The 23820-nt window shown below is 35.4% G+C and carries 25 protein-coding genes; 16 read left to right on the top strand and 9 right to left on the bottom strand.

The genetic code is table 11. The features are described from left to right. Positions 1–288: 288 nt before the first annotated feature. Entirely contained in the window at positions 289–489 is a 201-nt protein-coding gene (locus tag NSS97_RS18525) for a DUF3903 domain-containing protein (protein ID WP_002128562.1), read from the bottom strand. Positions 490–630: 141 nt separating this feature from the next. Between NSS97_RS18525 and NSS97_RS18520 the strand changes: the two genes are divergently transcribed. Beyond that, the gene (locus NSS97_RS18520) at positions 631–1044 is read left to right on the top strand and encodes an NUDIX hydrolase (protein WP_341113735.1); all 414 of its coding nucleotides are present in this window, start codon (positions 631–633) and stop codon (positions 1042–1044) included. A gap of 12 nt (positions 1045–1056) precedes the next feature. On the opposite strand, the gene NSS97_RS18515 is transcribed toward NSS97_RS18520, so the two are convergent. Beyond that, on the bottom strand, positions 1057–1734 hold the full coding sequence (locus NSS97_RS18515; protein ID WP_002128560.1) for an LrgB family protein: 678 nt from the start codon (positions 1732–1734) through the stop codon (positions 1057–1059). After that, a complete protein-coding gene (locus NSS97_RS18510) occupies positions 1731–2096 on the bottom strand; it encodes a CidA/LrgA family holin-like protein (RefSeq protein ID WP_000872360.1) in 366 nt (121 codons plus the stop codon). Before NSS97_RS18510 ends, NSS97_RS18515 begins: the two co-directional genes overlap by 4 nt. A gap of 151 nt (positions 2097–2247) precedes the next feature. Here NSS97_RS18510 and alsR point away from each other — a divergent pair, with 151 nt between their 5' ends. From alsR to NSS97_RS18490, 4 genes are all read left to right on the top strand, one after another. Beyond that, positions 2248–3156: an acetoin biosynthesis transcriptional regulator AlsR gene (alsR, locus tag NSS97_RS18505; RefSeq protein ID WP_002146263.1), complete on the top strand. Its 909-nt coding sequence runs from the start codon at positions 2248–2250 to the stop codon at positions 3154–3156. A gap of 254 nt (positions 3157–3410) precedes the next feature. After that, on the top strand, positions 3411–3986 hold the full coding sequence (locus NSS97_RS18500; protein WP_044443670.1) for an FtsX-like permease family protein: 576 nt from the start codon (positions 3411–3413) through the stop codon (positions 3984–3986). Positions 3987–4080: 94 nt separating this feature from the next. After that, complete coding sequence (locus tag NSS97_RS18495; protein ID WP_002014392.1) at positions 4081–4992, top strand: ABC transporter ATP-binding protein; 912 nt, start codon at positions 4081–4083, stop codon at positions 4990–4992. Continuing rightward, the gene (locus NSS97_RS18490) at positions 4985–5932 is read left to right on the top strand and encodes an ABC transporter permease (RefSeq protein WP_002128553.1); all 948 of its coding nucleotides are present in this window, start codon (positions 4985–4987) and stop codon (positions 5930–5932) included. Before NSS97_RS18495 ends, NSS97_RS18490 begins: the two co-directional genes overlap by 8 nt. Positions 5933–5953: 21 nt before the next feature. On the opposite strand, the gene NSS97_RS18485 is transcribed toward NSS97_RS18490, so the two are convergent. Both NSS97_RS18485 and NSS97_RS18480 read right to left on the bottom strand, forming a co-directional pair. Further along, the gene (locus NSS97_RS18485) at positions 5954–7114 is read right to left on the bottom strand and encodes an amidohydrolase (protein WP_107886489.1); all 1161 of its coding nucleotides are present in this window, start codon (positions 7112–7114) and stop codon (positions 5954–5956) included. Between the two features lie 88 nt (positions 7115–7202). Beyond that, positions 7203–8111 (bottom strand): EamA family transporter, encoded by a 909-nt coding sequence (locus NSS97_RS18480; RefSeq protein ID WP_107886490.1) that lies wholly within the window; start codon positions 8109–8111, stop codon positions 7203–7205. A gap of 487 nt (positions 8112–8598) precedes the next feature. Between NSS97_RS18480 and ccdA the strand changes: the two genes are divergently transcribed. Both ccdA and NSS97_RS18470 read left to right on the top strand, forming a co-directional pair. Further along, on the top strand, positions 8599–9306 hold the full coding sequence (ccdA, locus tag NSS97_RS18475; RefSeq protein ID WP_001152684.1) for a cytochrome c-type biogenesis protein CcdA: 708 nt from the start codon (positions 8599–8601) through the stop codon (positions 9304–9306). A gap of 90 nt (positions 9307–9396) precedes the next feature. Beyond that, positions 9397–9903: a CcdC family protein gene (locus tag NSS97_RS18470; protein WP_002014224.1), complete on the top strand. Its 507-nt coding sequence runs from the start codon at positions 9397–9399 to the stop codon at positions 9901–9903. Between the two features lie 551 nt (positions 9904–10454). On the opposite strand, the gene NSS97_RS18465 is transcribed toward NSS97_RS18470, so the two are convergent. Both NSS97_RS18465 and NSS97_RS18460 read right to left on the bottom strand, forming a co-directional pair. Then, positions 10455–10886, bottom strand: a complete 432-nt coding sequence (locus NSS97_RS18465; protein ID WP_002142746.1) for a DUF2621 domain-containing protein — start codon at positions 10884–10886, stop codon at positions 10455–10457. Between the two features lie 109 nt (positions 10887–10995). Further along, complete coding sequence (locus tag NSS97_RS18460; RefSeq protein ID WP_002033506.1) at positions 10996–11292, bottom strand: hypothetical protein; 297 nt, start codon at positions 11290–11292, stop codon at positions 10996–10998. 253 nt (positions 11293–11545) lie between these two features. On the opposite strand from NSS97_RS18460, the gene NSS97_RS18455 reads away from it, so the two are divergent. Both NSS97_RS18455 and NSS97_RS18450 read left to right on the top strand, forming a co-directional pair. Then, positions 11546–12124 carry an AAA family ATPase gene (locus NSS97_RS18455; RefSeq protein ID WP_002128548.1) on the top strand — a complete coding sequence of 193 codons (579 nt, stop codon included), beginning with the start codon at positions 11546–11548 and terminating at the stop codon, positions 12122–12124. Then, positions 12121–12693, top strand: a complete 573-nt coding sequence (locus tag NSS97_RS18450) for a DJ-1/PfpI family protein (RefSeq protein ID WP_002167821.1) — start codon at positions 12121–12123, stop codon at positions 12691–12693. The genes NSS97_RS18455 and NSS97_RS18450 overlap by 4 nt, the downstream gene beginning before the upstream one ends. Before the next feature lie 13 nt (positions 12694–12706). Here NSS97_RS18450 and NSS97_RS18445 read toward each other — a convergent pair whose 3' ends face one another. Beyond that, on the bottom strand, positions 12707–13675 hold the full coding sequence (locus NSS97_RS18445; protein WP_085960791.1) for a class I SAM-dependent methyltransferase: 969 nt from the start codon (positions 13673–13675) through the stop codon (positions 12707–12709). A 181-nt stretch (positions 13676–13856) separates the two neighbouring features. Here NSS97_RS18445 and hutP point away from each other — a divergent pair, with 181 nt between their 5' ends. The 6 genes from hutP (at position 13857) to NSS97_RS18415 (ending at position 20587) form a co-directional block, all read left to right on the top strand. Further along, positions 13857–14297 (top strand): hut operon transcriptional regulator HutP, encoded by a 441-nt coding sequence (gene hutP, locus NSS97_RS18440; RefSeq protein ID WP_000926519.1) that lies wholly within the window; start codon positions 13857–13859, stop codon positions 14295–14297. A gap of 102 nt (positions 14298–14399) precedes the next feature. Beyond that, positions 14400–15917, top strand: coding sequence for a histidine ammonia-lyase (gene hutH / locus NSS97_RS18435; RefSeq protein WP_341113727.1), 1518 nt, complete (start codon positions 14400–14402; stop codon positions 15915–15917). A gap of 23 nt (positions 15918–15940) precedes the next feature. Then, the gene (gene hutU / locus NSS97_RS18430) at positions 15941–17599 is read left to right on the top strand and encodes a urocanate hydratase (protein WP_107886492.1); all 1659 of its coding nucleotides are present in this window, start codon (positions 15941–15943) and stop codon (positions 17597–17599) included. Between the two features lie 12 nt (positions 17600–17611). Continuing rightward, complete coding sequence (gene hutI, locus NSS97_RS18425; RefSeq protein ID WP_107886493.1) at positions 17612–18883, top strand: imidazolonepropionase; 1272 nt, start codon at positions 17612–17614, stop codon at positions 18881–18883. Beyond that, entirely contained in the window at positions 18862–19833 is a 972-nt protein-coding gene (gene hutG / locus NSS97_RS18420) for a formimidoylglutamase (protein ID WP_107886494.1), read from the top strand. Before hutI ends, hutG begins: the two co-directional genes overlap by 22 nt. Positions 19834–20125: 292 nt before the next feature. Beyond that, positions 20126–20587, top strand: coding sequence for a CarD family transcriptional regulator (locus NSS97_RS18415; RefSeq protein WP_170935206.1), 462 nt, complete (start codon positions 20126–20128; stop codon positions 20585–20587). A gap of 538 nt (positions 20588–21125) precedes the next feature. On the opposite strand, the gene NSS97_RS18410 is transcribed toward NSS97_RS18415, so the two are convergent. Continuing rightward, positions 21126–22220: an NAD(P)-dependent alcohol dehydrogenase gene (locus tag NSS97_RS18410; protein WP_341113722.1), complete on the bottom strand. Its 1095-nt coding sequence runs from the start codon at positions 22218–22220 to the stop codon at positions 21126–21128. Between the two features lie 432 nt (positions 22221–22652). Between NSS97_RS18410 and NSS97_RS18405 the strand changes: the two genes are divergently transcribed. Next, complete coding sequence (locus tag NSS97_RS18405; RefSeq protein ID WP_088031076.1) at positions 22653–23780, top strand: alkene reductase; 1128 nt, start codon at positions 22653–22655, stop codon at positions 23778–23780. Positions 23781–23820: the final 40 nt, after the last annotated feature.

The raw sequence follows: 23820 nt of genomic DNA, 5'->3' as shown, positions 1-23820 counted from the left end.
ACGAATGAATTATGTAAGTAATTCATATTTCTCATATAAAAGGATTTGCTTTAATATAATGAGTATAAAGTTCGAGTATTCGAAGTATTACTTGAATTATATCCCTATCCCTTTTCTAAAAATGCGAACAAGTTTTGCCCTATTCTATTCAATAGTTTATTGTATAGAAATATATTGTTCGATGACCATTATGGAACGCACATAATGGGTAAATCCCGATCCTTAAAGAGGATGCCCCTAATCTTCATGTGAAAATATGATCGGATAAGAAAGCTGGCCAATTTATGGTCAGCTTTCTTTTTGTTCAATGAGTAAGCCTTCTTTAATTTCTGTTTGCAATAATAAAGTTTTTCCGAAGCGACGTTTACATTCAGCTCGTACTTTTTGAATGGCTAGTAGCTGAGAAGTAGCAGGCACTGTGACAACGGCTTGCCGAGGTTTTCGGTTTTCTTCACAAAAAACACATTCCACAACATATTTAGAAATCATAATTTCATCCTTCCGGTTTGAATTTCTAAGAAGGGACTGCTCATGAAGTTGATGTAAACTTTCGGCATCTTTTTACTTATTTCCTCTTTTTTCAAAGGGGAAATAAAAAAGAAGACGAATTTTAGTAGGGGAGGGATGTATATGGAGAGATGGATAGGTACGGCAGCTATTTGTATGAATGAAGGAAATGAAATTTTAATGGTATTGCAAGGAAAAGAAGGGGAAGAAAAAAGATGGTCTGTCCCAAGTGGAGGACTTGAAAAGGGAGAAACACTAGAAGAATGTTGTATCAGAGAAGTTTGGGAGGAAACAGGTTACAATGTGGAGGTTGTAAATAAAATATACGAAAAAGAAGGTATTACATATGGGATTCCGGTGTATGTTCATTATTACTTTGTTAAAAAAATAGGCGGTAATATGAAAATCCAAGATCCGGATGAGTTAATACATGAGATTGATTGGAAAGGGATACATGAAGTTGGAAAATTATCGTTAGCTTTTCCGGAGGATTATGAGCTAATATGCCGATATATAAATAAAAAAGCAAGTGTGTAGATACTTGCTTTTTTAGTGTATCCACGATAAGAAAAGTGGAACGATAACTAAACTAGCTCCAGCTGTTAAAAGCATTGATAAACTTGCAATTGTACCTTCTACAGGGCCGATTTCAAATGCTTTTGATGTTCCGGTTCCATTCGCGCTAGTACCTAGCATTATACCTTTTGCGAGCGCTGTTTTAATACGGCATATGCGTATGAGTGTAGGACCGAGTAATGCTCCAGTTAAGGCAGTTAATACAACGAAAACTGCTGTTAATTGTGACATGCCGCCAATCATTTCTGAAATAGCCATTGCAATAGGTGTTGTTACAATGTGCGGTGCTAAACTTTGTTCTATTGTAGAGTCAATTTGAAAAAAATTAGCTAATAGTGCGGAAGTAATAACAGATAGAAAAGAACCGACAATGACATTAATTAAAATAGCAGTTCCATGTTTTTTTAATAGATCAAAATATTTATAGATTGGCCATGCGAAAGCAACTGTTGCAGGTTTTAATAATTCTGTTAGCCAATGACTACCAGATTCGTAGGTTTCGTACGGTGTGTCTAATCCGAGTAATAAAGCAATTAAAATGATTGGACATACAAGAAGGGGAGAAAGTAAGCTCCAATTCCAGCGTTGATACATTTTTTTAGATACCCAATATGTGAATAGTGTTAATAGTAAACAAAGAAAGCCGATCATTGTGTTGATCCTTTCCGCTTTAATAGCAATTCTGTTAAAAGCCCTGTTACTAGAGTGACACAAAGTGTACTAATCACGATAATTAAAATGAGATCGATTCCATATTGTGATAATGTATCTTTGTAACGAATGACAGCGACTGCAGAAGGGATGAAAAATAAAATAAGTTCTTTTAATAAAAAGTCTGCACCGTCTTGTATCCATTCTTTTTTCACTATGTTAAATTTTAACGAGATTAATAATAAAAAAATACCGATTATACTTCCTGGAACTGGGAGGTGTGCCTGTTTTGCAATCCATTCACCTGTCCAAGCGAAACAAAATAATAATAAAATTTGTCCGCTTAACTTCCACCATTTCATACAGTAACCACCTCTTTGTTTTTTACATAAAAATTGTAAAAAATAATTAACAATTTCTACTATACGTTCATTCGAAATATTTGTCTAATATATAAATTATATGTTATTAATATATTAGATGTATTAATCGAAAGTGAAAAGGGTGTCCAAAATGGAATTACGGCATTTGCAATATTTTGTTGTAGTGGCAGAGGAATTGCACTTTGGACGAGCGGCTGCTCGTCTACAAATGACACAACCCCCGCTTAGTCAACAAATTCAGCAATTAGAAAAAGAAATGGAAGTTATGTTATTTTCAAGAACGAAGAGAAAGGTTGAATTAACAGAAGCTGGAGAAATGTTTTTAAAAGAAGTGAAAAAAGCGTTTGAACAAATTGAAAAAGCAGTAGAAGTCGCACAAAGTGCTCAAAGGGGAGAAGTAGGATCACTTTCAATCGGTTTTGTAGGTGCAGCGATATATGATATTTTACCGTCAATCGTCAGGGAGTATAGAAAGAAATTTCCAAGGGTGTCTGTCGCATTACATGAATTGTCAACACCAGATCAGGTGCATGCACTTCATGATAATCGAATTGATATTGGATTTTTACGTCCGCCAATTCCGACGCAATTACTTGAGTTAGAACCAATTCAAAAACTTTCGTGTACCTTATGTTTACCGAAGGCACATCCTCTTGCTGAAAAGGACGAAATACATATCGAAGATTTAAGGGATGAACCGTTCGTATTTATTACGAGACCAGTATGGCCAGCGTTATATGATACAATTTTATCGCTTTGCCGTGATGTAGGTTTTAGTCCGCACATTGTACAAGAAGCAACGGAGTATCAAACTGTTATGGGGCTTGTAGCGGCAGGTATTGGAATTACGGTAATACCTGTATCCGCAAATAAATTGTATAAAACAGAAGTTGTATATAAAGAGTTATGTGATTCTAATTTTGTTGCAGAAATGTCAGTGGCTTATAAAAAAATGAATAACAATCCAGAGTTGTTAGAGTTTTTGAAAATTGCAAGAGAGAAAAAAAGGATTGAAGTGGAAGATGCGAAGGCTGAATAGTTGATGAAGTTACAAGGTAGTCATGATAATTAAGTTATATAAAGATTCACCTCGTTAAACAAAAAACGGAAATGTAACTAAAGTGCATTTCCGTTTTTTGTTTTTTTGTTCAATGCTAAAGAGGTAAATATGCTTGGTTTCTAGGACTAAAGGCTTAGTAAAGATTCCGATTGAAGTGCGATGTTTAAAATGTCATATTCTTATACACTAGTAGTATAGAATGCGTATGTTATGAAGTAAGGTAGGGGGAGATTATGTCTTTATTTCGGTTAGCGAGAAAAAATATACAAATATTTGCTACCAAAAGGTTAAAACAATTTATGTGGATTGCTATGAATACAATGATTTGTTTTTTTATGATATCATTCCGATTCAATGAAGCTATAATAAGTAAAGCGGAATATACACCTATATTTGTAAAGTGGTTTTATGCTATGTTTCTATTTATAGTTTTTGTGTGTATTTTCGTTACATATAAAATGACAACCTCTCTTTTACAGGTAAGAAGAGAGGAGTTTAAATCGTATGAAGTAGTGAAGATGACAAGAAAAGAAATGTTATGTTTATTATGTCAGGAGCAATTATTAACTTACGGAGGAGCTTTTGTTTTCGGATTAATTCATGGTATGTTATTTTTGAAATTATTTATTATTATTTTTATGAAAGCAGTAGGAATCCAAGGGATAACCAATGCACCGATTACGATGTATGCGGTAGTGATAACAGCAGTTGTTATGATAACTGTCATTATAATATCAATGTGGCAATGTTGTAGGTTTACACAAAGGTTAAAGGGTGAAAAGTCATATGAAACGAGGAGAAAGGCATGAGAAATCATGGCTTTTTCTTCATTTTACACATGTTATTAATCATGATACAGTGGGAAGAACTGAAAAAAAGAGTTAAGAAGAAAGGTTGTATGGAATGATAAATGAGCAAGCGATCGTAAAAGTTGATCGATTAACAAAGCGAATTGGTTCAAAGACGTTAGTAGAAAATATTAGTTTTGAAGTGAAAAAAGGTGAAGTAGTTGGCTTATTAGGACCAAATGGTGCTGGAAAAACGACATTAATGCGAATGATGGTCGGAATGATTCGTATGACAGAAGGAGAAGTATGGATTGATGGTCAATCTGTAAAACAGCAATTTGAAAAAACTGCTGCGAAAATTGGTGCTGTAATTGAGACACCAGAATTTTATCCTTTCTTAAGCGGCTATGAAAATTTAACATATTTCGGACGAATGAATGGGAATGTGACTGAAGAGCGTATCGATGAAGTAGTGCAATTGTTAGGAATGGGACAAGTAATTGACCGTAAAGTAAAAGCATATTCACTCGGTATGAGACAGCGTTTAGGAATTGCTCAGGCACTTATACATAATCCAGATGTATTAATACTAGACGAACCGACGAACGGATTAGATCCTAGTGGTATACATGAAATGCGGATGTACATAAAGAAAATTGCGCATGAACAAGGAAAAGCTGTTCTTGTTTCTAGTCACTTACTCTCAGAAGTTGAATTAATGTGTGACAGGGTTATTATTATTCAGCATGGAGAATATGTCGCAACACAAAATATTCAAAGTGATAAAAAGGAAGAAACAGAAGAAATACATATACGTGTAGATGATGCGAATAAAGCGGCAGAGGTTTTAGAATACGATGTTTTAGTAAAAGAAAACGAATTAATTATAAACGTGAAAGATGAAGAAGTTCCAAATATTCTTCGTACATTGATGGAGAAAAACATTCAAGTTTATCGTGTATATGAAGAAAGAAAAACGCTAGAAGAGCAGTTTTTAGAATTAACAGGAGGAAAAGATATTGTTTAATTTAGTTTATAACGAGCTGTATAAAATATTTAAGCGAAAGCGAACGATTATTCCTTTTGCAGTTATTGCGGTATTAATTATTGGATTAGGATGGGTTACGGTAAAATATTTAGAGCCAGAAACAAAAGGGTGGAAAGCGGATTATACAGAACGCACTGTAGAAATTGAGAAAAAGCTCGGCATGAAAAAAGAGGATATTTTAACAGAAAAGTCAGGAGACGAGCTTGTAAAGGAATACCAGCTTAAAATGAAGCATTTAGATACGAATACAGCGCCAGCAAGTAGTTCTCCGCTTTCATTTATGAGAGATACAGGTTTTATCGTATTTCCAATTTTACTTCCGTTTATTCTCGTATATGCGAGTACGATTTTTGCGAATGAATATAGCTGGGGAACATATAAATTTTTAACAATTCGTCCAGCGAGCCGATTTAAAATTTTAACATCTAAGTTTTTGGCAATCGTTATATTTGCGGCATTATTATTTATATTTAATATGATTTTTTCCGTATTATGCGGGTTGATTATTTATAAATTCCAACAACCAGCTTGGGCTGAATTTGTCGTTCAAAATGGAAATATAATAAAACAAAATATTTTCGTAGAAGCAAGTAAATATTATATTTTATCTTGGTTACCAACTCTTGTGTATGCTGCATTTGCCTTTATGATTTCCGTTTTAACGAGATCGAGCGGAGGTGCAATCGGGATTTCTTTATTTCTTGCATTATCAGGGGGAATAGCGCTAATTCCGGCAGCAAGATATGAATGGGCGAAATATTTATTACCAGCGAATACAGATTTATATGGGCTTTTAAAGGGTGGAAGCTTTATTGATGGAGTAACATTCCCATTTGCTTCTTGTATGCTTCTTCTATACTTAGCTGTATTTTTAGGGGTTTCCTATACTGTATTTATAAAACGAGATTTAACAGCATAAGCAAAAGCCGTTAAGGGTAACTTAACGGCTTTTTGTTTGTAATAATTGATGAATAGCTTCTTCGGCTAATAGGGCGAAATACTCTGCGCTAATAGGCAATGCTTTTTCATCTACTGTAAAAGTTGGATGATGCCATTCATGTGTACCACTTGTTCCCATAAAGACGAATGAACCTGGTATTTCTTGTTGGTAAAAAGAAAAGTCTTCTCCAGCCATTGATGGTGTAGGAGAGATAACGTTTAGATTCATTTTCTCTGCAATATGAATAGAAAAATCAGTGAGTACTTTATCGTTTTGAACAGCAGGAGTACCTGGGTAAAATCGAAATTCTGTTTTTACACCTAGTGCATCAGAAACGCCTTTAATGATACGTTTCATTAATGCCGGAATCTTTTCACGTGTTTCAGCTTGGAATGTACGGACAGTTCCTTCTAATATTGCTTTTTCGGGAATAACGTTCCACGTATTCCCTGAATGAATGTTTGTTACACTTACGACAGCGTTATGAGAAGAACTAATATTTCGGCTTACAATCGTTTGAAGTGCCATAACGATTTGAGATGATGCAACGATAGGATCGACGCCGGCATCAGGCACAGCTGCATGTGTACCAACACCATGGATTTCAATTTCAAATCGATCAACTCCGGCCATTAGTGGCCCATCTTTAATACCGATTGTACCTACTGGTAAATCAGGTTTATTATGCATACCGAAAATAGCTTGCACGCCACGTAAATGCCCAGCTTCAATAACTTTGCAAGCGCCATTACTACTTTCTTCAGCTGGCTGGAATATAAGGCGGACAGTTCCGTTAAGAGAAGATTCTTTTTCCTTTAATAAATAGGCTGCACCAATAATAGCAGCTGTATGAAAATCATGCCCACAAGCATGCATTTTACCTTGTATTTTTGAAGTGTATGGAAGGTCTGTTTCTTCCTGGATAGGAAGGGCATCGATATCAGCACGAAGCGCTACAACCGGTCCGTTTTTATTACCAGAAATTTCAGCGATAACTCCTGTTTCTAAATTGGAATCAATAATAGTGATATTGGCCTCGTCTAACCAATTTTTTATCGCTTTTGTCGTTTCAAATTCTTCGTATGATAGTTCTGGATTTTCATGTAAATGCCGACGAATGGAAATAAGTTTTTCTGTTAATTGATCAGGAATAGATGCCACTTATTATGCCCTCTTTCTTAAGTGAAGTATTTGTATTAATTATACAATAATAAAAGAGAGGATTCTCAAATGAAAATCCTCTCTCGTTTTATGCGGCAACTTTTTTATGAGTATGCTGTTTTTTATAACGTCCACGCATTGCGTATGCAATTTGCGGAATTGCGATACCGATTAAAATAAGTGATACACCGATCCATTGTGAAGATAGCACAGCTTCTTTTAAAACGAATACAGACATAATTGTTGTAACTGGCAGTTCTGCTGCACCAAGAATAGTTGCTAATCCAGAACCGATTTTTGGAATGCCAATTGTAAAGGCAATGGACGGAATAACGATACTAAATATTCCTAATCCTAAGCCGTATTTCCAAAGGCCTTGAGAGATCGCCCCGTTAAAAATAAATGTTGGCGGGAATACGATCATGACTAAAGTTAAAGCGCCAGCCATTAAAAGGACACCGCGTGTTAATGAAGGTACTTCAACGGCAACTTTCCCACTTACGAAAATGTATGTTGCAAATGTAACAGCAGATAATAAGCCTAAAATGATTCCAGTCGTATCGAAATCACCAGCTGATGTTTCTAATAACCCACTTGATAAAAATGTACCTGCAAGTAAGAAGATTACTGAAATAACTTTTTCTCTGGAAGGTAATGTTTTTGTTGCGACTGCTTCAATGATAATCCCAACCCAAACGAACTGGAATAAAAGTATAATTGCAATAGAAGCTGGTACAGTTTTTAAAGAAGCGTAATAAAAAATTCCAGTAAAACTTGCAGACGTTCCTGCAAAGAATAAAATTAACATTTGTTTTAGTGGAACACGATGTCTAGAAAATAGAAGTGTAATAGCAAGTAAAATAATCCAACCGAACAAATACTGGCTACCAATTACCTCTCCAAGTGAAAACCCTTCTGCATATGCAAGTTTAACAAAAATAGCTAAAACCCCATAACTACACGCTCCTAATAAAACTAAAAGAGAATAACGAAGCATGAAAAATTCCTCCCATCTATATGAAATTGTTCCGTAACGGACATATATAACTAGAGGGAAGTATACAAAATTAAAAATGAAGGGTCAAATGAAAGAAAAGTGCAAAATTTTATAGAATAATAATAAAAGTATGATATTTATGCATAATCTTGAAATTAATAATAATTAAAGTATTGTAAAATCAGCTTTATGTTGTATAAAGATAGCATTTGAAAAAAAATTTTAAGGCCAATAGGTGTGAAGTCAATTGTAATGTGCTAATCATTTGAGAAACTGTGGAACCTTTGTTATGTTAGTAACAATTAGAAAGAGTTTCATAATTCAATTGAGATTTTTCTATATAATAGAAGGGAATGAAAACGTTTTATTAGAAAGTGTGTGAAAGGGTAGTTTTTCTTATTGTCATGTTGGAAAAGTGAATTCATGAAATGTCCATAGTATTTTCAATTGTTTTTGCTACAATATTGAAGAGGAGAGGAGTGGAATAATGCAAGATATTAGTATTTTTTTAGCGTTTGGAGCTGGGTTCTTATCATTTATATCCCCATGTTGCTTACCGCTTTATCCGGCATTTTTATCATACATAACAGGTATGTCGGTTTCTGAATTGAAAGAAGAAAATGCAATGCTTCGCAAAAGAAGTATGATACATACAGCGTTTTTCTTACTTGGTTTTTCAATTATTTTTATTGCAATTGGATTTGGTACAAGTTTTATTGGAGGCATCTTTACAAATTATAAAGATTTAATTAGACAGTTAGGTGGTATATTTATCATCGTGTTCGGTCTTATTATTGTCGGTGTGTTTAAACCGAAGTTTTTAATGCAAGACCGTAAATTTACGTTTAAAAATCGTCCGAGTGGCTATTTTGGATCCGTTCTAATTGGGTTGGCCTTTGCTGCAGGGTGGACGCCTTGTACTGGACCTATTTTAGTGTCTGTCATTGGATTAGCAGCAACAAATCCAGAATCAGCAATGATTTATATGATAGCATACATACTTGGGTTTGCTATCCCGTTTTTCGTACTTTCATTCTTTATTACGAAAATGTCTTGGATTAAAAGAAATAGTATGAAATTCATGAAGATTGGAGGATACGTTATGATTGTCATGGGTATCTTCCTATATTTTAACTGGATGACGAAAATTATCGTATATTTCTCAAGTTTATTTGGTGGTTTTACCGGTTTTTAGTATTATTCTGTGAAAATGTTGGAAATACTAACGGAAAAGCATATAATAAAATTATATTTTGCATATAGCCACAAAAAAGGATGAGAAAATATGAACATAGTTCTGTTATCAAGTATCGTTGCTGTTTGTATGGCTGTCGGTGCGATGTTTATTCGTTTAAAAGCAGCTAAGAAACCTGCAACATTGAAAAAAATTATACTTCCCCCATTTTTTATGAGCACGGGAGCGTTGATGTTTGTTTTTCCTGAATTTCGATTAACTCCAGCAGAAATGTTAGAAGCAATTGGCGTCGGTTTGTTTTTCTCTATTTTTCTTATTAAAACATCTAAATTTGAAATTAGAGGACAAGAGATTTATTTGAAGCGTTCAAAAGCATTTGTTTTTATACTAATTGGATTACTTGTCGTGCGTATCGTGTTTAAAACATACTTAAGTCAATCTCTTGATTTAGGACAACTTAGCGGTATGTTCTTCTTACTTGCGTTTGCAATGATTGTTTCATGGAGAATTGCAATGTACCGTTCCTTTACGAAATTACAGAAGGAAATGGAAAAAGAAGATGGTTTTTATAATGAAAAAGATATGAAGTTAACGTAAAGAGTGTTATATGTATAAAGAAACAACGTCTGATTAGACGTTGTTTTTTGTTAATCACTGAAAGGTAACTTCCTCAATTCTAGTTGTGATGTATAAATTGTCGACCATCGAAGAAGCAATTTAAGTTTGACGTTACGAATGGACCGATATAAGGAATACTATTTGGTTTGAAGTTTTATCACCGGTAATTGGTGGCTAAGTTAGATTAGGTTGGATCGTATAGGAGACGTTCCTTCATTAACAATTACTCCACTTGATGGTACTGATACAACATGAAAGTGGAATGTTAATGACGAAATTTCGCTTAGCTTAAGTGTCTTGAGCCGAATCTAATATTGCAAATATAAATGCAACAGGATGAATTGCTGCGAATACAACATATACCTCTGTAAATATTACAGGTACTGGTGATACGATTTATACGAGTGCTGTAGGGTTACAGATAGATTTAGCGAAAGCGAGATTAATTGCTACAAAATCAGTAACTGTAAGTTGAGCTTATAAAAAAGATTGCTATAAAATAGCAATCTTTTTTATAAGGAATAATGGGCTTACTTTGCAAGTAAAGTTTTATAGTTAGAATAATCAATCTCTTTTTCTTGTAGTTTCTTAATTAAAAATTTATGATCGCGCTTCGGTGTGGCAACGATATATCCTTGTATGATTAAATCTTGTGTAATTTTTGGAGCGTTTTCCTTTATTGCAAGTTCCCCAATTTTACCGGCAATTTTTGATTTGGCAACATCGCGAAATAATTCCGGAACGGGACTTACTAGTTCTTCTAACAATTGTTTTTGTTCGTCAGCCCATAAGTGTCTTGTTTTATTAATATAGTGATCTTCCCAATCCAAAATGGACATACCGTCTTCTTTTGGCAACCGTTTTAGGAATTTTCTGAACATGAAATATCCACCAATGGACATAAGCCCTAATAATACAACAGTCCAAACGACTATAAACCAACTAAACCATCCTTCAAGCAATTGTATGCCCTCCTTTAACGAAAGCAATATTTTGTATTTTATTTATATTATAAGCAATGAGATTCATAGAAAGCAAGAACGCTTGATCATTTTGACCAAGCGTTGTGATTTAAACGAAGTATAGTTGTTCAACACATAAAATATCATTGTCATTTTCTACATATTCAATGATGAGTGTGCCAACTTTACGATCTTTATCTTCAGTTGTGAAAATAGAGTAAGAAGTAAAACGTGTTGTTGATAGGCCGCTTATATGTGTAGGTAAAGGAATGTAGTCGTTATCGCGGAAGAATTCCATCAGTTCAATATCTTCAAATTCTTTTCGGTCAACTTGTTTGTTTGTATAGCGGCGTTGAAGTTGTTTTAAAGATGCATTCCAAGAAATTGCTTTTGTGTCGTATACCATTGTTCTATCTCCTTACTGTATGTAATTATTAAGAACATACGTTCTAATCTAGTATACTCTTTTTATAAGAAAAGGGAAAGCAAAAAATAATGTAAGCTTGGATTTCCAAGCTTACATTATTTTGCGTCCGTCATAATCTCTATTTTTTATTATAAGTTAGATAAGAATAAGAAACAAGATGATATATATCTTGTTGATAGTTTTCAAAATTCTGTTTATTATTTATGTAATACAGTACAAGGGAATGAGAGGGATGACATACGTAATTTCACTCCAAGGACCGATGGCAAGTGGGAAAACAACATTGGCAAAAAGGTTAGAGCAATATGAGCTTTCAATTATATACGAAAATCCATATCCAATTGTAGAAAAAAGAAAAGAATTACATTTAGATATGAACTCAAAAGAGGGGTTTATTACAAATCAAAAAATGTTTATTGAAGCAAAAATAAAAGAGTTTCAAAATGTGAAAAGCTCAGTCGTGATTTTTGATCGTGGACCAGAAGATATTGAATTTTATACACTCTTTTATCCGAAGATGATAGGGAAAGAGTGGGGTATAGAAACAGAATTAAAAGATGAATTGTATAAATTAAGAGAATGCCGTTCGGATGCAATTTTTTATTTAGATGTTTCGAAAGAGAGTTTGTATGATAGGAGAAATAATGATAGGACAAGAAATCGAAGTACATTTGAGGAACAATTTAAATTAGTAGAAGTTGAAAAAGAATGGTATAAACAATTTCCCGTAACTTATGTGGACACTAATATATTATCAGTGGACGAATTAGAGGCATATTTTATAGGGTGGCTAAGGGAGAAAAGGCTATGAAAAAAATATTATTATTCGTATACCCGACATTTGCAGAGTTTGAAATAACGGTAGCAACAGCATTGCTGAAAAAGAAATATGAAATCATTACAGCGGGTTTAACAAAAGAAATGATTATAAGTGAAACAGGCTTACAAGTACAGCCGCATATAGAATTAAGTGAAGTGCGTGTAGAAGAATATGAGGGGATTATCATTCCGGGCGGAGATGAAATACATATGAAAGAGGCGAAACTGCTTTTTTCAGTTATTCGTCAATTTTCTGAGCAAGGAAAATTAGTGGCAGCGATTTGTGCTGGACCGTATGCGTTAGCAAGGGCAGGTTTACTAAAAGAAATCTCTTATACAGTGACCATAGATTATCAAAAATTAGATTGTTTTCCAGTAGAAAATTTTGTGTATACAGAAGTTGTACAGCACGCAAATATTATTACAGCACAAGGACATGCATTTGTGCCATTTGGACTAGCGATTGCCTCCTATTTTGGAGTAGTGAATGAACATAATACAAATTTTTATAGTGGAAAGGGCAATATAATGATGGAGAATCTTTTACCGGAAAACGTGTAAAAGCTAGCGAATGCTAGCTCTTTTCTTTTTTACATCGATAAATCACTAACGTTTTCGGATCGCGCCATATACCGTTATGAAATGATAAATCATTTTCTATTTCTTCTTTTAGCCATTCCTTCATTTCGGTGTGAAGGGACATATTATCAGGTATATTCAGCGACGGGAACATGCTAGAAATATAGTTAACGATTGGAGTGGCATGATGAAAAACAAGTGCATTATGAATAATTGTTTCTTCAACAGTTGAAAAAACAGAGTGTAATAGATCTTTACCATTTTCTAAACAAAATGGAGCTACTGACGGTGATGTTTTTGGTAAATCAAATGTGACTAACATTTTGTTACACATTTCATCTATACGAGGTAATGAAACTTTAGAATTTGTTGTAGCTAAAAGGGCGCCGCCAGGACGAATTATCTTATGGAATCCTTGAATAGTTTTTTCGACATCTTTCATGTGGTATAACATATGCCTTGCGATTAGCAGGTCATAACAATTAGCTTCGAAAGGAAGTTTACTAGCGTCACCGAGTTTCCATTCAATCATATTATTCGTTATAGCAGCTTCAGAAAGCATAGTTTCGGATTGATCAAAACCAGTTAGATGTCCTTTATGACCATTAGTTTGCAAAAGGGAAAGAAATTTTCCGTTAGCACACCCGACCTCTAATATTTTTTCTTCACCTTGGAGTTGTAAATGTTCAATGACGACTTCATCTACATTCACTTGTTTTTCTTCGTAATGTTTATGCGTATCGATACGTGTTTGTAAATGGTTACTTACGTTGTATTGGCGTTTTACATCATTCATTTTTTCACATTCCACCTTTATGCAAAATTGCTGAATCGCATGTGTTAATACATCTGTTTTATTTAAACCTTCGTAATGGAGTGCGTCTTCAAACCTTGTAAGTAATTTTTCTTCAATTCGAAAATGAATATCTTTTCGCTTCGCCACTGAAATTTCGCCCCTTTGCATCTGTTAGTGAGACTATAGCACGTCTGAAAAAAATCTGTAAATAAATTGTGTACACAAGTACAAGTATGAGAGGGATAAAAAATTGCTTGAATAATATTTTAAACTATTGACGATTTAACCGTTTTCATATATTCTTAAATTAAGTAATATTCAAATAATTCAAAAGAAATGAGAGAGTCACATGCTTCTTCAAGGAACACATCGAATTGGTCGTATGGCCATGCTGTTGGCACTTGCGGATGAGAATGAAAGTCCCGTATTATCTATTCCGAAAGGTTGGAAATATTGTACTGGGAAAGTTGGTTCTATGAATTCGCAAAAAGTAGTAGCAGCAATGGAAACAGCGGCTAAGAGCAACCGAGTTATTGAAACAGATGTTTACAGAGAAACACATGCACTTTATCATGCAATTATGGAAGCTTTGTACGGAGTGACGAGAGGTCAAATTCAGTTAGCAGACGTTCTTCGTACAGTAGGACTTCGCTTTGCGATTGTGCGCGGTACACCATACGACGGAAAAAAAGAAGGCGAATGGGTTGCTGTTGCACTTTATGGAACGATTGGTGCACCTGTAAAAGGATCTGAGCATGAGGCGATTGGTTTAGGAATTAATCACATATGATTTGCCCATAGTCTATTAGTTAGAAGGGGGCCTTATTTTTTAGGACAGAAGTCTGTCTTAAAAAGATAAGGTCCCCTTTTGCCTTTATAAGGAGGAAAAAGAATGATTACGTTAACAGGACACACATTGACAGTTGAAGAAATGAAGAGGTTGTTACTTGAAGGTGAAGGTGTAACAGCTTGCCCAACTAGTATGCAAAAAGTGGCAGAGTGCCGCGAAGTTGTCGAGAAAATTGTAGAGGACGGAAAAGTCGTTTACGGTATTACAACTGGATTTGGAAAGTTTAGTGATGTACTTATTCAAAAAGATGATGTAAAAGCACTTCAACACAACTTAATTCAGTCACATGCGTGCGGAATAGGCGATCCATTCCCTGAAGAAGTATCACGCGGTATGTTGATTTTACGAGCTAATACGATGTTAAAAGGAGTATCGGGTGTTAGACCACTTGTTGTAAACATGCTTCTTGAGTTTGTAAATCGTAAAATTCATCCAGTCGTTCCGCAACAAGGATCACTAGGAGCGAGCGGTGATTTAGCACCTTTATCTCATCTTGCTCTCGTTTTGTTAGGTGAAGGTGAAGTGTTCTACAAAGGAAAACGAGTTCATGCGATGGTTGCTCTTACAGAAGAAGGACTTGAAACTATTGAACTTGAAGCAAAAGAAGGTCTTGCGTTAATCAATGGTACGCAGGCAATGACAGCGCAAGGGGTTCTTTCTTATATAGAAGCTGAAGCAAGTGCTTATCAATCAGAATTAATTGCATCGATGACAATGGAAGGATTACGCGGCATTATTGATGCATTCGATGAAAATGTTCATAAAGCGCGTGGTTATAAAGAGCAAGTCGAAGTGGCAAGCAGAATTCGTGATATTCTTCATGATAGTAAACTTGTGACAAAACAAGGAGAACTTCGTGTACAAGATGCATATTCACTTCGTTGTATCCCGCAAGTTCACGGTGCTTCTTGGCAAGTTTTAAATTATGTGAAAGAAAAATTAGAAATTGAAATGAATGCAGCAACAGATAATCCACTTATTTTTGATGGCGGTGAAAAAGTAATCTCTGGTGGTAATTTCCACGGACAACCAATTGCATTTGCAATGGACTTCTTAAAAGTAGGGATGGCGGAGCTTGCAAATATTTCAGAGCGCCGTATTGAACGCCTAGTAAATCCGCAATTAAATGACTTACCACCATTTTTAAGTCCAGAACCAGGACTTCAATCAGGTGCCATGATTATGCAATATGCAGCGGCTTCACTCGTTTCAGAAAATAAAACGTTAGCTCATCCAGCGAGTGTAGATTCAATTCCGTCTTCAGCTAACCAAGAAGATCACGTAAGTATGGGAACAATCGCTTCACGTCATGCGCATCAAATTATTCAAAATGCAAGACGCGTTCTTGCAATTGAGATGATCTGTGCGATGCAAGCAGCAGAATATCGCGGAATTGAAAACATGAGTACAGTTACAAAAACGTTCTATCATCAAGGTCGTCAGCAAGTGCCTTCTATTACAAATGACCGTATATTCTCAACGGATATTGAAAATATCGCGCATTGGTTAAAAACGAATTATTCAATAAAGGAAAGATTGGATGTAAATGCAGCACTATAAAACGAGAAAAGGGAGAGATTGAAATGGAAAAAGTACAACAAACAATTCGTGCGGCAAGAGGTACTGAGTTACAAACGAAAGGATGGGTTCAAGAAGCTGCACTTCGAATGTTAATGAACAATTTAGATCCTGAAGTAGCTGAAAAACCAGAAGAATTAGTTGTGTATGGCGGAATTGGCCGTGCAGCTCGTAATTGGGAAAGCTACCATGCAATTGTTGATTCATTAAAAACGTTAGAAAACGATGAAACGTTACTTGTTCAATCAGGAAAACCGGTAGCAATTTTTAAATCACATGAAGATGCGCCTCGCGTTCTTTTAGCGAACTCAAACTTAGTACCGAAGTGGGCGAACTGGGATCACTTCCGTGAACTAGAGAAAAAAGGTCTTATGATGTACGGACAAATGACAGCGGGTAGCTGGATTTACATTGGGACACAAGGGATTTTACAAGGAACATATGAAACATTTGGTGAAGCGGCACGTCAACATTTCGATGGTTCATTAAAAGGTACTGTAACGATTACTGCTGGTTTAGGTGGCATGGGTGGCGCACAACCGCTTGCTGTAACGATGAACGGCGGTGTTGTAATTGCTATTGATGTAGATAAGCGTAGTATCGATCGTCGTATTGAAAAGAGATATTGTGATAAGTATACAGAATCATTAGAAGAAGCATTGGCTATTGCAAACGAATATAAAGAGAAGAAAGAGCCTATTTCAATTGGATTATTAGGTAATGCAGCAGAAATTTTACCTGAGTTAGTAAACCGTAATATTATCCCTGACTTAGTTACGGATCAAACTTCTGCCCATGATCCATTAAACGGTTATATTCCAGTAGGTTACACAGTAGAAGAAGCAGCGAAGCTTCGTGAAGAAGATCCAGAACGTTACGTACAATTATCAAAAGAAAGTATGAAAAAACATGTAGAAGCAATGCTTGCAATGCAAGAAAAAGGCGCGATTACATTTGATTACGGAAATAACATTCGCCAAGTTGCTTTCGATGAAGGATTAAAAAATGCTTTCGATTTCCCGGGATTCGTTCCAGCATTTATCCGTCCATTATTCTGTGAAGGAAAAGGACCATTCCGCTGGGTAGCACTTTCTGGTGATCCAGAAGATATTTATAAAACAGACGAAGTTATTTTACGCGAGTTCGCGGATAATGAGCATTTATGTAATTGGATTCGTATGGCACGCCAGCAAGTTGAGTTCCAAGGTCTTCCATCACGTATTTGTTGGCTTGGTTATGGCGAGCGTGCAAAATTTGGCCGCATTATTAATGAAATGGTGGCTAATGGGGAATTATCAGCACCGATCGTTATCGGCCGTGACCATTTAGATTGCGGATCAGTAGCATCTCCAAACCGTGAAACAGAAACTATGAAAGACGGTAGTGATGCAGTAGCAGACTGGCCAATTTTAAATGCATTAATTAACAGTGTAAACGGTGCAAGCTGGGTATCTGTTCACCACGGTGGTGGCGTTGGTATGGGGTATTCACTTCACGCTGGAATGGTTATCGTTGCAGATGGAACAGAAGCAGCGGCAAAACGTATTGAACGCGTATTAACTTCTGACCCTGGTATGGGTGTTGTTCGTCACGTTGATGCTGGCTATGACTTAGCGGTTCAAACTGCGAAAGAAAAAGGCGTTAACATCCCAATGATGAAATAAGGAGGAAGAAACATGCTGGACACTTTACTAATTAATATCGGTCAATTACTAACAATGGATCAAGAAGATGGCTTGTTAAGACGGGAAGCGATGAATACGCTTCCTGTTATTGAAAACGGTGCGGTTGGAATTGAAAATGGTGTAATTACTTTCGTTGGAACAGCGGAAGAAGCTAAAGGATTACAAGCGAAAGAGGTTATTGATTGCGACGGGAAAATGGTTTCTCCTGGTCTTGTTGATCCGCATACTCATCTTGTATTTGGTGGATCTCGTGAAAATGAAATCGCGCTAAAACTACAAGGAGTTCCGTACTTGGAAATTTTAGAACAAGGTGGAGGTATTCTTTCAACTGTAAATGCAACGAAACAAGCGTCGAAAGAAGAACTTGTTCAAAAAGCTAAATTCCATTTAGACCGTATGCTATCTTTCGGAGTTACAACTGTAGAAGCGAAGAGTGGTTACGGATTGGATGATGAGACAGAATGGAAACAATTAGAGGCAACTGCACAATTACAAAAAGAGCATTCAATTGATTTAGTTTCAACATTTTTAGGTGCTCATGCAGTTCCGAAAGAGTATAAAGGAAGATCGAAAGAATTTTTACAATGGATGCTAGATTTATTACCGGAAATGAAAGAGAAGCAATTAGCTGAGTTCGTTGATATTTTCTGCGAAACAGGTGTGTTCTCTGTAGAAGAATCAAAAGAATTTTTATTAAAAGCGAAAGAGCTTGGCTTTGATGTGAAAATTCATGCAGATGAAATCGACCCTCTTGGTGGTGCGGAAGCAGCGGCTGAAATTGGTGCAGCATCAGCGGACCATTTAGTTGGCGCTTCTGATAAAGGAATTGAAATGCTTGCGAATTCTAATACAGTAGCAACTTTATTACCAGGAACAACTTTCTATTTAAATAAAGAAAGCTTCGCACGCGGCCGCAAAATGATTGATGAAGGTGTTGCAGTTGCTTTAGCTACAGACTTTAACCCAGGTAGCTGTCCAACTGAAAACATTCAGCTTATTATGAGCATTGCGATGCTGAAACTGAAAATGACACCAGAAGAAGTTTGGAATGCGGTAACAGTGAACTCATCTTATGCCATTAATCGAGGCGATGTAGCTGGGAAAATTAGAGTTGGTCGTAAGGCGGATTTAGTTTTATGGGATGCTTATAATTACGCTTACGTACCGTACCATTACGGCGTAAGTCATGTAAATACAGTATGGAAGAATGGGAATATCGCATATACAAGAGGTGAACAATCGTGGAGCACGGCCACTATTTAAAGAAAAATGCAAAGTTTATCGATCGGGAAGTGACGAAATGGAGCGAAATGATTGAAAATTGGGAGGAAGGTGTGGAAATATTCGGTGCTGCCTTAATTGGAGCGCCCCTTTCTAAACCATCTATTAGTCATTCAGGAGCATGTTTTGCGCCAAAAACAATTCGTGCGATGTTAGATGCATATAGCACGTACGCAATCACAGAAGAACACGATATGAAAGAAAGTGTTCTTCATGATTGCGGTGATATTACGATGCATGTGACAGATATAAAAGAGAGTCATAACCGAATTGCGAAAACAGTTGGTCACTTGACGAAAGTAAATCCGAAAATGATACCAATCGTTCTTGGTGGTGACCACTCGATTAGTTTTCCGAGTATAACTGGTTTTGCAAATAGTAAAGGGAAGGTCGGTATTATTCAATTTGATGCTCATCATGATTTACGTAATTTAGATGCTGGTGGTCCATCAAATGGTACACCGTTCCGTAGTTTGCTAGAAAATGATGTGATTACAGGAAAACAACTCGTTCAAATTGGGATTCGTAATTTTTCAAATGCACGAGCGTACCATGAATATGCAAAAGAGCATGGCGTGACAGTGTATACAATGAAAGATGTAAGAGAGCGAAAAATAAAAGATCTTATTTCAGAAAGTATTGAAGTATTAAGAAAACAAGATGTGACTTCTATTTATATTTCTCTTGATATGGACGTACTAGACCAAGCGTTTGCGCCAGGCTGTCCAGCAATTGGCCCTGGTGGGATGGATAGTACAACTTTACTTGATGCAATTGAATTCCTTGGTAAAGAGCCACTCGTTCAAGGGATGGATGTAGTAGAAATTGATCCAACTCTTGATTTTAGGGATATGACGAGTAGAGTAGCTGCGCAAGTGATTATGAGTTTTCTTTTAGCGCGAGAAACGATTAGTAAACAGGTTAGTATATAAGCGAAGGATCGTGTGTGAAGTTTTGAAGCAACCGTTTTTGTCATTATATAAAAATACATCGCTACTTATATGTAGTGATGTGTTTTTTTTGTTTTATAAGGTATATAAAATTGGAGAAAATGGGTGTAGAAATGTAACAAAATCGCGGGTTTTTTAGTGTTTCTGTACAGCTTGAATTTTTATGTGTAAATAAATTGACATAGAAAATAATTTTGTGATATTATAAAAATTTTGCTAAAAAAATAAATGTGTGTTAAGATTGAGAAGGTTACCATATATGGAGGTGGATTATTTGTTTCAAATTGGCGATAACATCGTTTATCCAATGCACGGAGCAGGTATAATTAAAGCCATAGAAGAAAAGGAAATCTCAGGAGAAAAAAGACAGTATTATGTTATAAAAATGTCGGCTAGTAATATGGAAGTAATGATTCCTATGGGGAAAATATTGAGTTCAAATATACGACCAGTTACAGATATAAAGGCATTAACAAACATAATAGATATTTTTCAGCATGGGGAATCAGATAGATTACTTACGTGGAAACAAAGGTATAAATTAAACACTGATAAAATAAAAACGGGTAAAATACAAGAAGGTGCTGAAGTTGTACGTGATTTATTACGTATGCAGAAAGAAAAAGCACTTAATGCAAGCGAAAAGAAAATGTTAGATAACGCACATGAATTTTTGATTAGTGAGCTGGGATTAATTGAAGGTATCACAGAAAATCAAATAAAAAGCTTTTGTTAAGATTCATTGTAGATAATGTATTACATCCCAAAAAAGATCTTGAATTTTTTGGGAATATAATTATAGAAAATCAATCATTTCAAAGACATTCAACTCTTTCAAACCACTTTTAGAGCATTAACCTCTTTTGTTATTACTACAATTTAATCCATTTTTATTTTTTAATTTCTTTTACGAATGTTCGAAGTTTAATTAAATAACTCGATAAAATAGTTACTTGATTTTTGCAATCCTGATTCACACTGGCACGGACGAGGAGCCGTAAGGATGAAAGAGAGGTAGGGCTTTCATTGTTTTAGGTATATAAGTTATTATTTTTAGAAGAATACTGAACCACTCCCACTTCTATTGTTAAGAGATTTTCCATATGTGAGGAGATAATAATTGTTTATTTTCTTTATTTAAAAGAGATAAACGAATTGTTAGCCTTATATGGTCAACTAAAAAAGGTTTCCTACTTAGGAAACCTTTTTAATTTTATTTATTCCATTTCAGGATATTTTTGTTTTGTTAGTTATCGGGAAAAAGTAAACAAATGTTACTCCATTACGATAATAGGTTTAATCGTTTTTCCTGTTTTAGAATCTTCAAATGCTTGAGAAATTTCTTCAAAAGAATAGAATTGTACAAACTTATCGAATGGGAATAGTCCTTTTTGATAGAAATTAATTAATTTTGGAATGAATAGTTGCGGTACTGCATCACCTTCAACTACCCCTTTAATTGTAATAGCTTTTACGACAATTTCATTTGTTACGTTTAAAGTTAAATCCTTTTTACCAACAGCAACAGTTGCCATTGTACCTTTTACTCGTAAGCATTGAATGGATTGCAGTGTAACAGTATTTACGCCAGTTGTTTCAAATGAGTAATTAGCTCCACCGTTTGTAATTTCTTTAATTTTGGCAACTGGATCTTCGTTTAAGCTATTAATCGTGTGTGTAGCCCCTAATTCCTTCGCTAATTCTAAACGACTATCATGAATATCAATGGCAATGATTGTAGTACATCCAGCAATTTTAGCTGCCATTAAGCCACTGAGGCCAACAGCACCGGTTCCAAATACAACTAGGCTACTACCTGGTTTTGGCTGTAATGAATTTAGGATCGTACCGCTACCAGTCATAATTCCACAACCAAGTGGTCCTAACAAACGTATATCAACATCTTTTGGTACTTTTACAGTATTATTCTCATCAACCACGGCATGGTATGCGAATGAAGATTGGCCGAAGAATTGAGAAATGTCATTATTGTTAAGATCGTGTATAGGTGTTACATGGCGTTTGTTTTTTCCAGAGAAGTTTAATTCAATCATATTTTCGCAAGCAGCAGCATTACCATCTAAGCAATTTTCACAATGACCACAGTAAGAAAATCCAAGTACAACATGGTCACCAGGTTTAACCGATGTTACATTACTTCCCACTTTTTCTACAATACCAGAACCTTCATGTCCTAAAACAACTGGTTTGGGTGTTGGTATTGTACCGTCTAAAACTGTTGCATCTGTATGACATATACCCGAAGCGATAATTTTTACTAATACTTCATCGTCTTTAATCTCGTCTAAGTATACTTCTTGCATATTAAAATCTTGTTCAGGTGTAGAAACGAAAGCTTTTGTTTTCATTGTTATCCTTCTTTCTAAAAATTAAATAAGAAAAAATACTTTCAACTATCTAGGAGTCTTTTATTAGTTCCTAAAATTTCGTTGGTATAATTAAAAAACAAATGAATTATTGAAACCTCGTTAGTGTAAGTTTGAACATAGTACATTGGAAACAGGTTCTATTTGGTTAGTAAATAGTTAAATAATTAATTACCAATATATTCTATAGTAATAAAACTAGAAAAAAAGAAAACATCCACTTAATAAGTATTTTCCTCATCCACTTACTGGACATTAGAATAAACAGTAGATTCCTGAATTTCAGAACCCTTAAAGTTAAAAACGGTTAGTTTTATTATGCGAATATTCCTACTTAAGAGCGTATAAATTGACGTTACTATCTAAAAGTAAGTATGATGCGATTATAGTTAGATTTTTTTAGGGGGAAGAAAAATGACAAGTTCAAATAATAAAGCGGCAAGTATTTATGAAGGAACAAATATAAACGCTTGGGGGTCTTTTGAAAATATTGAAGAAACGAAGTTATTTCATCCGATTCAAATTGGATCTTGGTCTCTTCGTAATCGCATAGCGATGGCACCGATGACGAGATGTTTTGCAAATAATGAGACTGGGGTAGTTGGTACTGATGTAGTAGAGTATTATCAAAAACGTGCTGCTGATGGGATTGGATTAATTATTACAGAAGGAATTGTCATTAGCCCGAGAGCAAAAGGGAATCCGGGAGTACCAGGTATTTATACACAAGCGCAAATTGATTCTTGGAAACCTGTTACAGAGGCAGTACATAAAGAAGGCGGAACGATTATTGCTCAAATATGGCATGTTGGACGTATGAGTCATCACGAAATAATTGGTGGTCAAATGCCGCAAGCACCGTCTGCTATTGCTGCGGAGGGTAATGTTCCGCGTTTTCGTAAACCGTTTGATACACCAGAAGCAATGACAATAGAAGAAATAAAAGAAGTTGTCGATCAATATGCACAGGCTGCAAAAAACGCAATCGAAGCTGGATTTGATGGTGTAGAAATTCACGGTGCACACGGATATTTAATTGACCAATTTACTTATGAATTTGCGAATAAACGTACTGATAAATACGGCGGTGACTTAAAACAAAGGTTAACGTTTATGAAAGAAGTTGTTCAGGCTGTAATTGAAGCAGTTGGAGCTGATAAAACGCTTCTTCGCTTCTCTGCCTTTAAAGGTGATAATCCTACTTATATGTGGGAACATCCTGAACTTGCAATTGAAACGTTTGTAAATATGTTTAAAGAAGTTGGATTAACGATGATTCACCCTTCAACGATGAATTATACGCAAGTTATTGCTGACGGTAAGAATTTTCATCAATTAGTAAGAAAGTATTGGGATAGTACTATCGTAGGAGTAGGTAATTTGAATCCGAAAGAGGCAGAAGAAGCACTGCAAGAAGGTACAATTGATGTAGCGGCGTTCGGAAGACCATTAATCGCTAATCCAGATTTTGTTCAGCGAATTAAAAATGCTGAAAGTTTGGTTGAATATGACGCGAAAGAGCATCTTGCTACATTAATTTGAATAAAGATAAAAGGAGAACACATCAGGTGTTCTCCTTTTA

The sequence above is a fragment of the Bacillus sp. FSL R12-0074 genome (genome assembly GCF_038005725.1).
In the GTDB taxonomy this organism is placed as follows: Bacteria; Bacillota; Bacilli; order Bacillales; family Bacillaceae_G; genus Bacillus_A; species Bacillus_A mycoides.
Note: the sequence above shows the minus strand (reverse complement) of the source record. Positions and strands in the feature narration are given on the sequence as shown.

Excerpts from the sequence above, each read along its gene's own strand:
- hutI (WP_107886493.1), top strand. The coding sequence starts at position 17,612 with ATGCTGGACACTTTACTAATTAATATCGGTCAATTACTAACAATGGAT.
- NSS97_RS18520 (WP_341113735.1), top strand. The coding sequence starts at position 631 with ATGGAGAGATGGATAGGTACGGCAGCTATTTGTATGAATGAAGGAAAT.
- NSS97_RS18450 (WP_002167821.1), top strand. The coding sequence starts at position 12,121 with ATGAAAAAAATATTATTATTCGTATACCCGACATTTGCAGAGTTTGAA.
- hutP (WP_000926519.1), top strand. The coding sequence starts at position 13,857 with ATGCTTCTTCAAGGAACACATCGAATTGGTCGTATGGCCATGCTGTTG.
- hutH (WP_341113727.1), top strand. The coding sequence starts at position 14,400 with ATGATTACGTTAACAGGACACACATTGACAGTTGAAGAAATGAAGAGG.
- alsR (WP_002146263.1), top strand. The coding sequence starts at position 2,248 with ATGGAATTACGGCATTTGCAATATTTTGTTGTAGTGGCAGAGGAATTG.
- NSS97_RS18455 (WP_002128548.1), top strand. The coding sequence starts at position 11,546 with ATGACATACGTAATTTCACTCCAAGGACCGATGGCAAGTGGGAAAACA.
- NSS97_RS18495 (WP_002014392.1), top strand. The coding sequence starts at position 4,081 with ATGATAAATGAGCAAGCGATCGTAAAAGTTGATCGATTAACAAAGCGA.
- NSS97_RS18405 (WP_088031076.1), top strand. The coding sequence starts at position 22,653 with ATGACAAGTTCAAATAATAAAGCGGCAAGTATTTATGAAGGAACAAAT.
- NSS97_RS18460 (WP_002033506.1), bottom strand. The coding sequence starts at position 11,292 with ATGGTATACGACACAAAAGCAATTTCTTGGAATGCATCTTTAAAACAA.
- NSS97_RS18515 (WP_002128560.1), bottom strand. The coding sequence starts at position 1,734 with ATGATCGGCTTTCTTTGTTTACTATTAACACTATTCACATATTGGGTA.
- NSS97_RS18480 (WP_107886490.1), bottom strand. The coding sequence starts at position 8,111 with ATGCTTCGTTATTCTCTTTTAGTTTTATTAGGAGCGTGTAGTTATGGG.
- NSS97_RS18445 (WP_085960791.1), bottom strand. The coding sequence starts at position 13,675 with ATGCAAAGGGGCGAAATTTCAGTGGCGAAGCGAAAAGATATTCATTTT.
- NSS97_RS18510 (WP_000872360.1), bottom strand. The coding sequence starts at position 2,096 with ATGAAATGGTGGAAGTTAAGCGGACAAATTTTATTATTATTTTGTTTC.
- NSS97_RS18500 (WP_044443670.1), top strand. The coding sequence starts at position 3,411 with ATGTCTTTATTTCGGTTAGCGAGAAAAAATATACAAATATTTGCTACC.
- ccdA (WP_001152684.1), top strand. The coding sequence starts at position 8,599 with ATGCAAGATATTAGTATTTTTTTAGCGTTTGGAGCTGGGTTCTTATCA.
- NSS97_RS18470 (WP_002014224.1), top strand. The coding sequence starts at position 9,397 with ATGAACATAGTTCTGTTATCAAGTATCGTTGCTGTTTGTATGGCTGTC.
- NSS97_RS18410 (WP_341113722.1), bottom strand. The coding sequence starts at position 22,220 with ATGAAAACAAAAGCTTTCGTTTCTACACCTGAACAAGATTTTAATATG.
- hutU (WP_107886492.1), top strand. The coding sequence starts at position 15,941 with ATGGAAAAAGTACAACAAACAATTCGTGCGGCAAGAGGTACTGAGTTA.
- NSS97_RS18525 (WP_002128562.1), bottom strand. The coding sequence starts at position 489 with ATGATTTCTAAATATGTTGTGGAATGTGTTTTTTGTGAAGAAAACCGA.